The 15,211-nt window shown below is 58.6% G+C and carries 12 protein-coding genes; 8 read left to right on the forward strand and 4 right to left on the reverse strand.

Annotated features, from left to right (window positions below; all coding sequences use genetic code 11):
* The first annotated feature begins 124 nt into the window (after positions 1 to 124).
* Positions 125 to 3,007: a transglycosylase domain-containing protein gene (locus ATHL_RS12810; protein ID WP_062194457.1), complete on the forward strand. Its 2,883-nt coding sequence runs from the start codon at positions 125 to 127 to the stop codon at positions 3,005 to 3,007.
* Between the two features lie 12 nt (positions 3,008 to 3,019).
* Here the strand turns inward: ATHL_RS12810 and ATHL_RS12815 are convergent, their stop codons facing one another.
* The 4 genes from ATHL_RS12815 to ATHL_RS12830 are packed head-to-tail and all read right to left on the reverse strand — an operon-like array spanning position 3,020 to position 5,687.
* Positions 3,020 to 3,757, reverse strand: a complete 738-nt coding sequence (locus tag ATHL_RS12815) for an ABC transporter permease (protein ID WP_062194460.1) — start codon at positions 3,755 to 3,757, stop codon at positions 3,020 to 3,022.
* Between the two features lie 19 nt (positions 3,758 to 3,776).
* Positions 3,777 to 4,724, reverse strand: coding sequence for an ABC transporter ATP-binding protein (locus tag ATHL_RS12820; RefSeq protein WP_062194462.1), 948 nt, complete (start codon positions 4,722 to 4,724; stop codon positions 3,777 to 3,779).
* A complete protein-coding gene (locus ATHL_RS12825) occupies positions 4,717 to 5,043 on the reverse strand; it encodes a winged helix-turn-helix domain-containing protein (protein ID WP_084001423.1) in 327 nt (108 codons plus the stop codon). Before ATHL_RS12825 ends, ATHL_RS12820 begins: the two co-directional genes overlap by 8 nt.
* A complete protein-coding gene (locus ATHL_RS12830) occupies positions 5,040 to 5,687 on the reverse strand; it encodes a hypothetical protein (RefSeq protein ID WP_062194465.1) in 648 nt (215 codons plus the stop codon). The genes ATHL_RS12825 and ATHL_RS12830 overlap by 4 nt, the downstream gene beginning before the upstream one ends.
* A 207-nt stretch (positions 5,688 to 5,894) precedes the next feature.
* Here ATHL_RS12830 and moaA point away from each other — a divergent pair, with 207 nt between their 5' ends.
* The 7 genes from moaA (at position 5,895) to selB (ending at position 15,203) form a co-directional block, all read left to right on the forward strand.
* Positions 5,895 to 6,875, forward strand: coding sequence for a GTP 3',8-cyclase MoaA (moaA, locus tag ATHL_RS12835; RefSeq protein WP_062194467.1), 981 nt, complete (start codon positions 5,895 to 5,897; stop codon positions 6,873 to 6,875).
* 143 nt (positions 6,876 to 7,018) lie between these two features.
* Positions 7,019 to 8,443, forward strand: a complete 1,425-nt coding sequence (hydA, locus tag ATHL_RS12840; RefSeq protein ID WP_162787707.1) for a dihydropyrimidinase — start codon at positions 7,019 to 7,021, stop codon at positions 8,441 to 8,443.
* Between the two features lie 4 nt (positions 8,444 to 8,447).
* On the forward strand, positions 8,448 to 10,049 hold the full coding sequence (locus ATHL_RS12845; RefSeq protein WP_062194470.1) for a hypothetical protein: 1,602 nt from the start codon (positions 8,448 to 8,450) through the stop codon (positions 10,047 to 10,049).
* Positions 10,046 to 10,630 (forward strand): hypothetical protein, encoded by a 585-nt coding sequence (locus ATHL_RS12850; protein WP_062194473.1) that lies wholly within the window; start codon positions 10,046 to 10,048, stop codon positions 10,628 to 10,630. Before ATHL_RS12845 ends, ATHL_RS12850 begins: the two co-directional genes overlap by 4 nt.
* Positions 10,627 to 12,024 carry a proton-conducting transporter transmembrane domain-containing protein gene (locus ATHL_RS12855; RefSeq protein WP_062194476.1) on the forward strand — a complete coding sequence of 466 codons (1,398 nt, stop codon included), beginning with the start codon at positions 10,627 to 10,629 and terminating at the stop codon, positions 12,022 to 12,024. The genes ATHL_RS12850 and ATHL_RS12855 overlap by 4 nt, the downstream gene beginning before the upstream one ends.
* Before the next feature lie 104 nt (positions 12,025 to 12,128).
* Positions 12,129 to 13,307 (forward strand): coiled-coil domain-containing protein, encoded by a 1,179-nt coding sequence (locus tag ATHL_RS12860; RefSeq protein WP_062194478.1) that lies wholly within the window; start codon positions 12,129 to 12,131, stop codon positions 13,305 to 13,307.
* 3 nt (positions 13,308 to 13,310) lie between these two features.
* Positions 13,311 to 15,203 (forward strand): selenocysteine-specific translation elongation factor, encoded by a 1,893-nt coding sequence (gene selB, locus ATHL_RS12865; RefSeq protein WP_062194481.1) that lies wholly within the window; start codon positions 13,311 to 13,313, stop codon positions 15,201 to 15,203.
* Positions 15,204 to 15,211 lie beyond the last annotated feature (8 nt).

Consider the following 15,211-nt stretch of genomic DNA (forward strand, 5'->3'; position numbering starts at 1 on the left):
CCCCTACGCAAACCTTCACCCTCACCCCCACCCGGACACCCACACGTACCCCGGCCGTTTCACCCACCCGCACCCCAACGCGTTCTCTGGCCACACCTACTCCCTGAGCCAGCTCCCTTAGCCCGTGCGCACCATCATCCTTTCTACTCTCGTTCATCGTCGCCGTCATCGCCGCACCGCGCGTCAGCAAAAAGCCCGGCGCCTTGCTGCCCGGCTGGCCTGGGGGGTACTGGCAGGTTTCCTCCTCTCACTGGTGGTGGGAATCGGTGCCCTGGCCGTTGGGTACATTTACCTCACCCACGACCTGCCCTCTGTCACTTCACTTCCTTCCTTCTTTGCCCCGGGTGAGGGGGCATTCTTCAGCCCCACCCGTCTCTACGATCGCACCGGCAAGCAACTCCTCCTCACCCTCGAAAACCCCGGCATCCCCCGCCGTTACCTGCATGTTGACCCGGCGGCCCCTGACGCCTTCTCGCCCGAACTGGTGCGTACGGCCGTGAGCCTGCTCGATCCGGGCTTCTGGAATCATCCCGGTTTTCTGATCCATCGCCTTCTCGACCCGCAGCCAGGCACCATCGCCGAGCGCCTTTCCCTCGACCTGTTTTTGAGTCAGGAGCCCCCCGACACCCGGCGTGCCCTCCGGATGCGCCTGCTGGCCGCCGAATTAACCAGCCGTTATGGGCGCGCCCAGGTGCTGGAATGGTACCTCAATGCCGCTTTTTTTGGCCACCTCACCTACGGCGCCGAAGCCGCCTCTCGCCTGTATCTGGATAAATCTGCCTCCGAGTTGAACCTCGCCGAGGCCGCTTTGCTCGTACCTCTCACGGATACCCCCGCGCTCAATCCGCTCGATTCTCCTACCGCCGCCCTGGAAAACCAGCGCGCAGCTCTGCAACGCCTGCAGGAAAGCGGACAGATCTCCCAGACAGAGTACGAGCGCGCGATTCAGACTTCTCTACGGCTAACCAGAGCAGCCCCCTCCTCACAACCTGTTGCAGGTGCGTTCACCGTCCTGGTGCTCGAACAGCTTGGCGCTCAACTTGGCCGACAGCGCCTGGAGCGCGGCGGTTTGCGCATCATCACCACCCTCGATTACCCCACCCAGCTTGAACTCACCTGCCTTGTTCGAACCCAGCTCAACCGGTTGGAAGGAACCAGTTCATCTGAGACCCTCCCCGATGGGTCTCCCTGCCAGTCGGCACGCCTGTTACCCACCCTGCCAGCGGGTATCAGCTTTCCCTCCGGACTGGCCGCCAGCGGCCTGCTCCTGGATAACGAAACCGGGCAGATCCTTGCTTTTGTTGGAGATACCTCTAAAAACCGGGAAATTGCCACCCTCACGGCTCACGCCCCGGGTACCACCCTCACCCCGCTGGTGGCCGTAGCAGCGTTCGCACGCGGGTTCAGCCCGGCCAGCCTGGTCTGGGATATTCCCGCCAGCGTGCCGGAACCATTTTCCACCTTTACCAATCCAGACGGTCAGTTCCACGGCCCGGTGCGCTTACGGATGGCCCTGGCCAACGACTACCTTACTCCCCTCGCCCGGATAGCCACACAAATTGGGGCCGAGAATATCTGGCGCCTGGCCGGCACCCTGGGCATCTCCTCCCTTTCGGAGGTTCAGAAGCTTGATACTCTCATCGAAGGTGGAAAAGTGACCCTCCCCGAACTCGCGCATAGCTACTCGGTGTTCGCTAATCAGGGAAACCGGGTGGGGCAACTCGTTGAAAACCGGCAGGGGATGCAACCTACCAGCGTGCTGTATGTTGAAGACAGTGCTGGCAACCTGCTTCTGGATCAAAGCCACCCCCAGACCCAGCCCGCGCTCAGCGCTCCGCTGGCCTACCTGGTGCACCACGTATTGAGCGATGAACAGGCCCGCTGGCCAACCCTGGGTTACCCCAACCCGCTGGAAGTGGGCCGCCCGGCTGGAGCGAAGACGGGCCGCACCGCCTCAGGCCAGGATGCCTGGGCCATCGGCTACATCGCCCAGCGCACCGCCGTTTTCTGGCTTGGGTTGCCCGCGGGGACACAATCTGAGTCCCTCCACCTTGACCCACGTTACGCCGCCGGAATGTGGCACGCCCTCATCCAGTTCACCGCGCGCGATCTGCCACCACGCGACTGGCCCACCCCACCCGAAATTACTACCCTGCAGGTCTGCGACCCCTCAGGTCAGCTACCAACCCCTGCCTGCCCAACGGTAGTCAGTGAAGTCTTCATCAGCGGTAATGAGCCCACCGCGTACGACTCGCTTTATCACACTTACCAGATCAACCGAGAAACTGGCCGGTTGGCCACCGTTTTCACCCCTGCGAGTTTAATCGACGAGCGGGTTTACATGGCCGTGCCCCCTGAGGCTCAGGCGTGGGCCAGGCAGGCCGGCATTGAAATTCCCCCATCTGCTTACGATACAATCCAGCCGCCACAGCCATCCCCCTATGTTCGCTTCAGCAGCCCGGCTCCTTTCTCGTACGTACGGGGAAAGGTCAGCTTGCACGGCACCGCCAGCGGCGATGGCTTTGCCTATTACCGTGTGCAGGCAGGGGCTGGCCTTAACCCGCAGAGCTGGTTACAGATCGGCCCCGATAACAGCACACCGGTAGAAGATGGTCTGCTGGCCGAGTGGGATACCCGTGGACTGGATGGGTTATACGCCCTGCGCCTGATCGTGGTACGTGCCGATCAAACGCTCGAAAATGACACCATCCAGGTGACTGTAGATAATACGCCACCCCTTGTACGCATTCTCTATCCCCTGAACGGGCAGACCATTTCATCCGGCGACCATCGCGAGATGATCTTCCGCGCCGAAGCCAGCGATGCCATGGGCGTCCAGCGTATCGATTGGCTGGTAGATGGTCAGATGGTCGGAAATAGCCTGGTAGAACCCTTCAGCCTGGCCTGGTCCGCCACACCCGGCAACCATACCCTGCTTGTCCGCGCCTATGACCTGGCAGGGAATATGACCGAGTCAACCCCGGTGTCATTTACCGTGCAGAGGTAGTCGCAAACCAGCTCAGTCCAGAATTAATCGGGAACGCTTGAAGCGCAACATCGCCACACTGATGAGCACGGCATCCGCTACCACCAGCCCCAGCACCACCATGGCAACGAACATGGGCAGTCTTTCGGGTGTAAAAAAGCCACTCAAAAGTACCCGGGCTTCTTCAGGAAGGAAGCGAGTCACCAGGAAAATACCCACCCAGAAGACCAGCATACTCAGACTGAGGGTCTGTGAGGCCTGTCGCACCGAACTGGCACGCAACGAAACCAGGGTTCCCAGGGAAGCCATCAGTAAGGCCAGAAGCAAACTCAAAGCCCAGAGTATCCCCAGAAAATCGAGCGGGTAGTACACAAATCCCTCTTCCAGAGAACCCAGGTTGGCCACCACACCCCCGATCAACAGGCTGGTAATGCCGATCCCCAGGCTGTAAACGACTCCTGCGGCAATCTTCCCCAGCAGGATAGACGCATCTGGAAGGCGGCTGGCGAGCAAGGTCTCAAGGGTATGGCGTTCCCGTTCGCCTGCAAAACTATCCGCCACCACGCCAATCACCAGGAAAAACGGCAACCATGCGAAACTGATCGGGTTGAGCAGGTTGGTTACCCATTCACGCCCGCTCATCAAGGGCATATAGACACCCATGACTCCAATCACCACCAGTATATTGATCCACCCGCTGCGCTTCGTTCCGCGCATCTGAAGGATTTCCTTGAACTCCTTGATAAAAACCGTCACGATATCCTGAATCATGTCCAACTCCTGCTTTCCATCACGCTGTATACGGCTCTTTATCCCCATCCACCACCAGGTCTAAAAACACCTCTTCAAGGCTGGCCTTATTCCGGCGCACCTCTTCCACACCGACCCCACGCTCCACAAGCGCCCGCACCAGCGACGAAAGCTCTCGATCACCCGGCCATTCCAGCTCCAGGTGGCCATTGACCAAACCAGCCTGACGTACCCCAAAATGTGTATCCAGCCACGGCAGAAGGCTTTGCTCCAACCCCTGACCATAAATTTCAACACGCTCGTTCTTCCGGCGGCTGCGCAACGTCTCAGGACTTCCAAAAGCCACCAGTTTTCCGGCGCGAATGATCGCCACCAGCCCACACAGGCGCTCGGCTTCGCTCAGATTGTGCGTGGTGAGAAACACGGTTACTTTTTCGGCCTCGGCCAGTTGCGCCAGATCGTTCCGCAACTCCACCGCTGCCACGGGGTCAAGCCCGGCAGTAGGTTCATCCAGGAAAATCAGCTTTGGACGGTGTAGCAGGGCGCGGGCAATGGCTACTTTCTGCTTCATCCCACGGCTCCAGCCAGCCAGGGGTTCATGGCGGCGCTCCCACAGCCCAAGGTGCTCCAGCAACTCTTGAATCCGCGAACGGCGCTGTATGGCCGGGAGATGGTACACGCGGCCGTAAAAGTCCAGGTTATCCAGAGCACTCAACCGTTCATAAAGGCCAGGATGCTCCAGCAACGCGCCCGTCTGTTCGCGGATGCGATGACCTTCGGATTGGGAATTGAACCCGAGTACATGCGCTGTGCCGCCGGTCGGCTCCAGCAGGCCCAGCAAAAGCCGGATGGTAGTCGTCTTCCCTGCACCGTTAGGGCCAAGGAACCCGAACACAGTTCCATACGGCACCTGAAAAGTCAGGTGATCTACAGCTCGCACCGTTTTAAAATCCCGGGTGAGCGATTGGGTTACAATGACATCATTCATTTTTCTGCTCCGGTAAGGAGTTCACAAAAGCTTTCAGTTGCTTGCAATAGGTTTCGAAGGCCGTGCGGCCTTCTTCCGTCAACGAAATCAACGTCTGAGGCACTTTTCCGCGGTACGTCTTTTCTACCTTGATGTAACCGGCGGCTTCCAACCGCGTCAGGTGCGCCGAAAGATTTCCTCTGGTGAGCCCCGTCTGGTGGAGAAGGAAGAGAAAATCTGCCTTCTCCACCGTGGAGAGAATGGTAACGATGGCCATGCGCGCCGGTTCATGAATCAAGCGGTCTAACCCGGCCACCTGACGAATGGGCTCTTCGCTCATTCTCCCTCCTCCTGGCCTTCCAGAGCCACCGGGTACCGGCGGATGAACAGGAACATCGTGACCAGACCTGAGATCAGGTTAAGCGCACCAAACGCCGTGAAAAGCGCTGTCATACCGCGCCATGCATCAGGGATAAAGAGCGCCGCTCCCATTCCCAGGCCAAAGGTCACCAGCCCCACCACAAAAAACCGCCCCACCCCGAACCGCAGGCTCAGGAATACCATCACCAGGGCGAAAACCAGCCCCACCCAGGCAACCGATTTTGAGCCTTCGCCCGCAAAAATAACCTGCAGACCACCGATGGCCATCCCCACCCCCAGACCCAGGGCAATCCGCCTCCACCACAGATGCGGCTGTGGGCGCCGAAAAACCACATACCCCGTGCGCGGAAAGGCAACCCTTTCTTTAAGCATCGCAATGAACCATCGTGTGCAGAGAAATGCCGCCATAAAAAAGAAGAGTTGCACCACAGGCAGTCCCATACCCAGGTGCAGTTCCAGGTTTAACCATTCACTGACCCAGTAAAAGAGTGCGATCAGCAAAATGGCTACCCCAAAACCAATTTCCCAGATACCATCAGCGTACCATTCCCGCTGGGTTTTGCGAATAATCTGTTGAATTTCACGCTCTGGCGGGTTATCCATATTTCTCCATAGACTGGTTTGTAATACAAACTTGTTTACAAGACCATTATACATCTGCCTTGTTGCCTGTCAAGGCCAACATTCATGGATTCCCCCGAAATCCCCAAAAGACGATCATTGTCGTCTGCCGTTCCTCCTCCGGCTCTTTGCAATTCGGATGATTCTGGTGTAATATGAGATATATCCTCTTTACAGGTAATCGCTCCCATGGCGTTCGATCGCTTTGCTCGGAATATCCATTATTTGCGCATCAGCCTGACCGATCATTGCAACTTGCGGTGTGTCTACTGCATGCCCGAACAGATGACCTTCCGCCCGGGCCAGGACCTGATGCAGAACGATGAACTGCTCACCCTGGTGCGCCTTTTCGCCGGGCTGGGGTTCGATAAGCTCCGCCTCACCGGGGGAGAACCCACCGTGCGCGCGGGTGTTGTTGAACTGGTGCGGGAAATGGCCGCCACCCCGGGGGTCAGAGAATTGACGATGACCACCAACGGCGTGCTCCTCAGCCGGCTGGCCCGCCCGCTTAAAGAGGCCGGCCTCCAGCGCGTCAACATCAGCCTCGACACACTCAACCCCGAGCAATTCCACCGCCTGACGCGCCGGGGAAGCTTTGCTCAGGTCTGGAAAGGAATTCAGGCCGCCGAAGAAGCTGGTCTCCTCCCCATAAAAATCAATGCCGTGGTGGTGAGAGGTTACAATGACCACGGTGTAGCCGATCTGGCCCGACTGACCGAGCATCATCCATGGCAGGTGAGATTTATCGAAATGATGCCGTTCGGAGGAGCAACCGACCTGCAACGCAGCCAGGTAGTGCGCACCGAAGAGATCATCGCCCGCATTGAACAGGTGCTTGGCCCGCTGGAATTGCTCGACCATGGCGCACTGGACGGCGAGGCCCGCCTGTACCGCCTGCCAGGGGCTCAGGGCACTCTGGGATTCATCTCCTCCGTGTCTCTGCCTTTCTGCGCCTCATGCACCCGCGCCCGCCTCACCGCCGACGGCAAGCTACGCCTCTGCCTGCTCCGAGAAAAAGAAGTCGATCTGCTCACTCCTCTCCGAGCCGGTGCCACCCCTGCGGATTTACGGCAGATCATCCTGGACGGAATCTGGCAGAAACCCTGGGGGCATGGCCTGCAGGAGGGTGAATTTGCTACCAATCGCGTCATGAGCGAGATCGGCGGCTGAACCCTCACCGAGAGGCCAGAGTTGCCACGCCTGTTCATTTTCCTTCATGCCATATTTCTGTAATCCGTTTATACTTTAAGAGCCTCTTCCTTATTCTATGTATCTATCCGCCTGGCTGAATGCCCGGCGGGAAACGAGGACGGATGATGACGTGGATCATTCGCAACGGAACCTTAATCACCGCCGCAGAGACCTTCTCTGCCGATATCCTCATTGAAGGAGAAACTATCGCCGCCATCGGGAAACATCTTCCCGCTCCCGAAAACGCTCGCCTCATGGATGCCAGCGGCCTGTATATCCTGCCGGGGGGGGTAGATGTGCACTGCCATTTTGACCTGCCCATGTTCGGCACGGTATCATCCGACGATCATTACACCGGTCACAAGGCTGCCGCCTTTGGTGGCACCACCACCGTGATCGATTTTATTTCTCAGGACGATCCTTCCCTGCCTGCGTGTGTGGAAGCCTGGCACAACCGGGTAGGAGGAAAAGCCGCCGTCGATTACGGTTTTCACATGAACATCACCCATCTCTACGAACACACCCTTGAAGAATTACCCGACCTCCTCAATGCAGGGATTTCTTCCATCAAAGTGTTCACCGCCTACAATAATCGCTTGCGGCTTTCAGACGGAGAAATCTTCCGCGTGATGCGCGTGGCTGGCCGCCACGGGCTGCTCACCCTTCTCCACGCCGAAAACGGCGACGTCATCGACACCCTCACCGCCGATGCACTGGCCTCAGGGCATACTTCACCCATCTGGCATGCCCGCACGCGCCCGGCCTGGGGTGCTGTGGAGGCTGTGCTTCGTGGTGCAGCGCTGGCCGCTCAGGCCGAGGCACCGCTGTACGTGGTGCACATGAACGCCGCGGGGGAGGTTGACCAGCTGGCTTACGTGCGAGAACGCGGGCTTCCCATCATGGGAGAGACCTGCCCCCAGTACCTCTTTTTCACCGAAGACGCATTAACCCGCCCCGACGGGGCAAAATGGGTCTGCTCGCCCCCTTTACGCACTGCCTCTGACCAGCAGCGCCTCTGGGAAGGCCTGAAAGACGGCACCCTCCAGGTCGTTGCCACAGATCACTGCCCCTTCTTTTACAATGGCACCCGTCCCATTCTTTACGAAGGGCAGCCCGTATCCATCCCGGGAAAAGAACTGGGGCAGGACGATTTCACCCGCATCCCCAATGGCCTGCCCGGCGTGGGCGACCGTTTGCCCATTCTGTGGACGTATGGTGTTGGCAGTGGTCGGTTGACCCCCAATCAATTCGTTGCCCTCACCGCTACCAACCCGGCGCGCATTTTTGGCCTGTATCCACGCAAAGGCACTCTCCTCCCCGGCGCGGATGCCGACCTTGTCCTCTGGGATCCGAAAAAACGTCTCACGTATGGCGTGGATCACGCCCACCATCGCACTGACTACAACCTCTACGAAGGCTGGGAACTGACCGGCTACCCCGTGCGGGTCTTCTTGCGTGGTAACCTCATCGTGGACGAAGAAAAGTGGCTGGGAAAACGCGGGCAGGGACGTTTCTTGCACCGCAACCCTTTTGAGGGGAGGGTTTAAGCCCTTGCTGGCCCTGCTACCCATCACGCTTTTGCTTTTGGCCGCCCTGGGCATCTTCCTGCTCCAGCGGATTCGCCCCAGCACCGGTTGGAGCTGGCTGATCGCTCTGATCAGCACCCTCATCAGCACCATCAGCGTCATTCTTTTACGCTGGCATCTCCCCCAACAGGTAGCCATCGAATCCTGGCTCCCTTTTTCTCAATTTACCGATTCCCCCATCCTTGGCCTGGACGGTAATGCCTGGCCCTATCTGTTCGCTCTCTCCGTAGTGGCTCTCGCCATCATCCTTACCGCTTCTGCCCGCCTGCAGTACGATATCAGCCCTTATGCGTGGGTCGGTGTGCTCAGCCTTTGCGCCGTAGGCAGCCTGGCCGTGCTTGCCGCCAACCTGCTCACCCTCATCCTGGCATGGTCACTGCTTGACCTCATCGAACTGGTCATCCTGCAGGCCAACAGTACCCATCGCAGTTTAGGGTTACAGACGGTTTTCGCATTTGCCTTCCGGGTCACCGGCACTGGCCTGGTGATGACTGCCATTTTACTGAATGCCGGACAGCAAGCCCCACCCACCTTTTCCTCGCTGAACGCCACTTCAGCCCTCCTTCTCCTCCTGGCAGTGGGGCTACGGCTGGGTGTGCTTCCTCTCCACCTTCCGGGTGTTCAGGGAATTGTTCTGAGACGAGGACTGGGTACCATGTTGAGGATGTCTGCCGCGGCCTCCTCTCTGGTAGTGCTGGGGCGGCTTCCGGCCCAATCTTTACCGCCCACCCTGACGGACTTTTTTCAGCTTCTTGCGGCGCTGGCCACACTCTATGCCGGTGTTCGCTGGACAACCGCCGGTGACGAGGTCGAAGGTCGCCCTTACTGGTTAATCGCCTTCAGTGGCCTGGCAGTCAGCAGCGTATTTCGCGGGAACCCCCCATCCAGCCTGGTCTGGGGAATGGCGCTCATCCTTCCCGGGAGTCTGTTATTCCTCTACTCAGCCAGGCGGCGTCAGATTCTCTGGATACCCGCTCTGGCCCTTTTAGGGTTCAGCGGCCTGCCCCTTACTCCGGTTTCGGGGGGTTGGAGCGGTCTGATAGCCCCCCCGTTCCGCTTTTCGCACCTGCTGTTGATCAGTGCTCACGCCTGTCTCCTTGCAGGATATGTCCGTTTGATTTTAAAACCCGGGGATGACCTGGCCCACATGGAACGCTGGGTTCAGGTGGCCTATCCAATTGGATTACTGATCACCGTTCTCGCCCTGGTTTTCGTCGGTTTTCTCGGTTTACCGGTTACCCCGGGGATGAACTTCGGCTGGGTGGGCTTCCTTTCAGTCGCCATGGCCTCTCTGGGCTGGCTGGGGGCACTTCTCTGGCACCAGCGAGTTGAGGCCGGAACTCCCCTTGGCCGATGGTATGCCGAAACTGCACGCCGCCTCGGAAGAGCCCTCGAGGCACTCTTCAATCTCAAATGGTTCTACCAGTTTCTCTGGTGGCTGTACCACCGGCTGATGACCCTGGTCGACCTCCTTACGCAGATCCTGGAAGGAGCCGGGGGAGTGTTGTGGACACTGGTACTCCTGGCACTGCTCATTTCCCTCCTCCGCACGGAATTGACCCCATGACCCTGGCCAACCTGCTGCTTCTCCCTCTGTTGCTGGTTACCATCTCCACCCTGATCATTCTGATCAGTCAGAACTGGAGGTACAGCGTTCTGGCTCTCGCACTTCAATATGTAGGCGTGTTCTGGCTCATCAACGGCCTCTGGCCTCTGGGACTGGCCGTGGTGAAGCTGGTTGCCGGTTGGATGGCCTGCGCCGTCTTGAGCGCCTCTCAGCCGGCAGCAGATGTGCGTGAAGAGCAAACCAGCCCCACGGCACCGGCTTTCCGCCTCCTGGCTGCTGCTCTTGCGCTGGCACTGGTAGTCTCGGTCGAACCATCCGTTGAGGCACGCATCCCCGTCAACCGGTTCATTCTCATGGGAGGGCTGCTCCTGATCAGTGTGGGATGGCTTCATCTTGGAATCACCACCCGCCCCATCCGTGTCATCATTGGCCTGCTTACCGTACTCTCTGGCTTTGAAATTCTTTACGCCGCCGTGGAAACTTCCATCCTCATTGCCGGGTTGCAGGCCGCAGTCACCCTTGGCCTGGCACTGGTGGGCGCCTACCTGATCGCCGCCCCTACCATGGAGGAAACCCCATGACCGCCGCCCTGATCTGGATTTTCCTCCCCTTTACTGCGGCCATTGGCCTCTGGGCCTGGTCTCGTCACCCCGCTCAGAGCACCCGCCTGGCAACCCTGCTTTGTCTCTTCCTTGCCACCACTGCCTGGCTCATCCCCATTGGTAAAGTGCTCCGCCTGGGGCCGCTTACTCTGGAGATTCAGCCCATCCTGCTTCTCGCGGGACGGCGTCTCAACCTGACGGATACCGATCGTCCATTATTAATCTTCTTCTTTACCATTGCCGCCTTCTGGTTTGCAGGAGCACAGCAGGCCGGAAGCCATCGTTTATTCATTCCTTATGGCCTGGCCATTGTCAGCTTCCTGGTAGCCGCCATGGCCGTTGAGCCTCTCCTGTATTCCGCTTTGATGATTGAAATAGCCGTCCTGCTCAGCGTCCCGCTTCTCTTTCCGCCAGGAGAACGCAGTGTTGGGCCCGGGTTGCTTCGCTATCTCATCTTTCAGACCCTTGCCATGCCTTTCATTTTACTCGCCGGGTGGGCACTGGATGGCGTTCAGGCCAATCCCACCGATACCAATCTCATCGCTCTGGCAAGCCTCTTTCTGAGCCTCGGTTTTGCATTCTGGCTGGCGATCTTCCCCTTTTATACCTGGGTACCCCTGCTCGCCGGAGAAACCCACCCGTACGCCGTGGGGTTCTTGTATTTGCTTTTGTCCACCACTTCCCTCCTGCTGGGAGTGGAGTTCATAAATGCATATGGCTGGCTGCGCAATGCCCCGCAACTCTACCTCTTTCTTCGCTGGATGGGAGCAATCATGGTGATCACCGCGGGGATCTGGTCGGCCTTTCAACATAATGTTGGGCGACTCTTTGGTTACGCCTTAATCATCGAGACGGGCTTTTCACTTCTGGCCATCAGCCTGAACAGCCGATTGGGAGTAGAAATATTCACCATGCTGTTCCTGCCGCGTGTCATCGGGTTTGGTCTGTGGGCTCTCTCCAGCTCCATTCTGCTCCAGGCCGGGCGATCGATGGAATTCCAGCAACTGGAACGCGTAGCCGAGAAATGGCCCTTTGCCTCAACCGGTCTGATTGTCGCCTGCCTTTCGCTGGCTGGTTTACCGCTCCTGGCTCATTTTCCCGTCCGCCTGGTTCTGCTTGAACAGGTTGCGAGGCAATCTCCGCTGCTGGCAGTCTGGGTGCTGGGAGGGAACATCGGGTTTTTAATGAGCACCTTTCGCCTTCTGGCTGTAGTCACCGGAGGTTATTTTGGCCCCCGACAACCAGGCGAGCGCCCCTTACAAATCACCCTTCTCTCCATCGGCGCCCTTTCCCTGGTCATCATCGGCCTTTTACCCCGCCTGTTCCTGCCCATGTTCACCGGATTGCTCTCGGCCTTTACCCGCCTTCCCTGAACGCCCCAAACCGCACGGGGCATAAGGTATAATTCTTTCGAAAGAACCATCTCTGTCCACTTTCCCTGCATTTCCCCTGTATCTGGAGAACGAAAAACAAGACCATGGACCTCGACCAACTGCAAAAGCGATTGGAGTTTCTGGAAAACGAACACCGGAAAGACAAGGCAATTATCGACACCCTTGAACAACGCCTGGCTCAACTGGAAAGCGGCCTGCCCGAATTACAACAGCAATCCAAAGAAATCTCCAGTGAGGTGGTGCGGCTCTCGATGATCATGAGCCGCTTTGACCAGCTGGATGCCGCACTTTCTCAATTGCGCATGGATGTTACCCGCGACCTTGAAGCCATCGAAAAACTGCGCCTCGATCACGACCGCGAAATGGAGAAAGTCCGTCTGGCCGACCTCGAATCTTTCCAGAAGGCTATTGGCGAACTGCGTAAAGGGCAGGAATCCATCCCAGAATTGCGTAAGGCCCTGCAGGCCCGTGTGGAAGAAGATTTCCGCCTTGCACGTTTGATCGAGGAGCTGGAAGTAAAACTGCTGGAAACGAAACGCTCCGATGAGGAATACCGCCGCGCCCAGAAGCTGATCGAAGACGGCCAGCGCCAGGAAGCCAGGCGCGTAACCGACCTTCAAGGCGAGGTGGCAGCCATGCGCAAAAGGCTCGATGAACAGCGAGGAAGACTGGACCTGGTCAATGACAGCCTTCGGAAAATCGAGACTCGCATCGGCGATTTACAAAACACGGAAAACGAACGCAGGCAGACGATCTCCACGTTCATTGACAAACAAAATATGCTTCAGCTGGAACGCGAGCGCATCTGGAAAGACTGGCAAACCCGTTTTGAGGCCATCGAGCGCCAGTCGGCCAACCTCGACACCCAGGTGCAGGCGCTCGATGCCCTGCAACGTTCCGTACGCCGCGCCCAGGAAGGGTTCGAAGAAATCACCCAGCGTTTTGAACGGCGCATCAATGAAATCACCGAGATGCAGCGCCTTGCCGAAGAACGCTTCAGGCAGGAATGGGTCGCCTTCCGCGCTGAAGACCAGAAACGCTGGACCAACTACTCCCTCGTTCAGGAAGAACAACAGCGCGAGCTTGCCCGCCAGTTTGACCGTTCCAGCGAACAGCTGACCCAGCTGACTGACCGGCTTCAGGAACTGCATGATGCCGTCCAACTCATCACCGCCGAGACCCAGAAGCAGCTCCAGGGTCTCCTGGCCATGGCACATGAGTGGGTAGAAGACTTCGACCGTTCCTTAGGCCAGGGCAAATAAAAAATGCACGTCATTGGTACAGCGGGTCACGTCGACCACGGGAAATCTACCCTGGTGGCCGCCCTCACAGGCACCCATCCCGATCGCCTCAAAGAAGAGCAGGAACGGGAGATGACCATCGACCTCGGGTTTGCCTGGATGACCCTTCCCGGCGGTGAATCGGTAGGCATTGTGGATGTGCCCGGCCATCGTGACTTCATCGAAAACATGCTCGCCGGGGTGGGTGGCATTGACGCCGCCCTGCTGGTGGTGGCCGCTGACGAAGGCATCATGCCCCAGACCCGCGAGCACCTTGCCATCCTCGATCTGTTGCAAATCCCCACAGGTGTGATTGCCCTGACGAAAACCGACCTGGTTCCAGACGATGACTGGCTGGAACTGGTTCTGGCCGAGGTCCGAGGGGTCATTCAAGGCACCGTTCTGGCGCGGGCGCCCATCATACCTGTTTCGGCGCGCACCGGGCAGGGCCTGCCAGACTTAATGGCTGCCCTGCAGGCCTGCCTGGCAGAACGCCCTCCTCGTCCCGACCTTGCCCGGCCACGCCTGCCGATCGACCGGGTATTCACCATTGCCGGTTTTGGCACCGTGGTCACCGGCACGCTCATCGATGGCTCTTTACGCGTCGGTGAAGAGATCGAAATCCTGCCGGGGGGGCTGCGCGGGCGTATTCGAGGACTGCAGACCCACCGCCAGAAAGAACAGATCGCCCTCCCTGGAAGCCGCACCGCGGTCAACATCTCCGGGTTGGACGTGCATCAGATTCGCCGCGGCGACGTGCTGACGCATGTGGGTAAATACCGCCCCACCCGCCTGCTCGATGTCCATTTCAAACTACTGCCCGATTCATCTGCAGCACTCTCTCACAACAGCCAGGTAAAACTGTTCCTGGGCAGTGCTGAGGTAATGGCACGGGTTCGCCTCCTCGGCACTGAGGTTCTTTCTCCTGGCCAGGAAGGCTGGTTGCAGCTGGATCTCCACGAGCCGGTTGTGACTGTGCGCGGTGACCATTACATCCTGCGCCGCCCGTCACCCTCCGAGACCCTCGGTGGCGGAGTGGTGATAGACCCTTCACCCACCCGGCATCGCCGCTTTGACTCTTCCGTTCTGGCGGCGCTGGAAGCCCTCCGCCATGGCACCCCTTCGGATGTGCTTCTGCAGGCCTTTATGGCCCTGGGCATCACCTCTCTTCAACACGCATGTGCCCAATCCCATCTTCCAAACGACCAGGCTATGGCGGCCCTCCGGGAATTAATCGAAACCGGCCAGCTCCACCTGCTGGAAGAAGGCCCTCTCCATCCACAGGCCGATCTGCTGGCCGCTCCGGCCCCTTTATGGGAAGCGCTCACCCGCCGCGCCCTTGATGAAGTGGAAGCCTTCCACCACACCAGCCCGCTCAGGCGGGGCATTCCCAGAGAAGCCCTGAAAAGCCGCCTGAAGTTACCCGCGCGCGTGTTCCATGCGGCTCTCAAGTCCTGGCTGACCCGGGGTATTCTGGAAGAGCATACCGGGCTGGTGCATCGCCCGGGGTACACCCTCACCTTTACCCCTCAACAGCAAGCCGCCATCGACCGCCTGATGGCTGAATTTTCCTCCGCGCCCTTCAGTCCACCTTCCGTGAAGCAAGCCCAGGCACAGCTTGGGAACGAACTGTACCAGGCTCTGCTCGATCTGGGGCGGCTGGTTCAGGTTTCTGCAGAGGTGGTCTTCCGCCGGGAAGACTACGAAGCCATGCTCCACTGGGTTCAAAATCATTTTGAAAAAGAGCCCACCCTCACCGTGGGGCAATTTCGAGATCATTTTAACACCAGCCGTAAGTACGCTCTGGGATTTCTGGAACACCTGGACACCCTGGGAATAACCCTGCGTGAAGGTGACTTCCGCCGCCCGAAGCGATAAAATTTACT

Source organism: Anaerolinea thermolimosa (assembly GCF_001050195.2).
In the GTDB taxonomy this organism is placed as follows: Bacteria; Chloroflexota; Anaerolineae; order Anaerolineales; family Anaerolineaceae; genus Anaerolinea; species Anaerolinea thermolimosa.

What these genes read in the sequence shown, in the direction of transcription:
- ATHL_RS12815 (WP_062194460.1), bottom strand. Translation starts at nt 3,757, where the DNA reads ATGATTCAGGATATCGTGACGGTTTTTATCAAGGAGTTCAAGGAAATC.
- ATHL_RS12820 (WP_062194462.1), bottom strand. Translation starts at nt 4,724, where the DNA reads ATGAATGATGTCATTGTAACCCAATCGCTCACCCGGGATTTTAAAACG.
- ATHL_RS12825 (WP_084001423.1), bottom strand. Translation starts at nt 5,043, where the DNA reads ATGAGCGAAGAGCCCATTCGTCAGGTGGCCGGGTTAGACCGCTTGATT.
- ATHL_RS12830 (WP_062194465.1), bottom strand. Translation starts at nt 5,687, where the DNA reads ATGGATAACCCGCCAGAGCGTGAAATTCAACAGATTATTCGCAAAACC.
- moaA (WP_062194467.1), top strand. Translation starts at nt 5,895, where the DNA reads ATGGCGTTCGATCGCTTTGCTCGGAATATCCATTATTTGCGCATCAGC.
- hydA (WP_162787707.1), top strand. Translation starts at nt 7,019, where the DNA reads ATGATGACGTGGATCATTCGCAACGGAACCTTAATCACCGCCGCAGAG.
- ATHL_RS12850 (WP_062194473.1), top strand. Translation starts at nt 10,046, where the DNA reads ATGACCCTGGCCAACCTGCTGCTTCTCCCTCTGTTGCTGGTTACCATC.
- ATHL_RS12855 (WP_062194476.1), top strand. Translation starts at nt 10,627, where the DNA reads ATGACCGCCGCCCTGATCTGGATTTTCCTCCCCTTTACTGCGGCCATT.
- ATHL_RS12860 (WP_062194478.1), top strand. Translation starts at nt 12,129, where the DNA reads ATGGACCTCGACCAACTGCAAAAGCGATTGGAGTTTCTGGAAAACGAA.
- selB (WP_062194481.1), top strand. Translation starts at nt 13,311, where the DNA reads ATGCACGTCATTGGTACAGCGGGTCACGTCGACCACGGGAAATCTACC.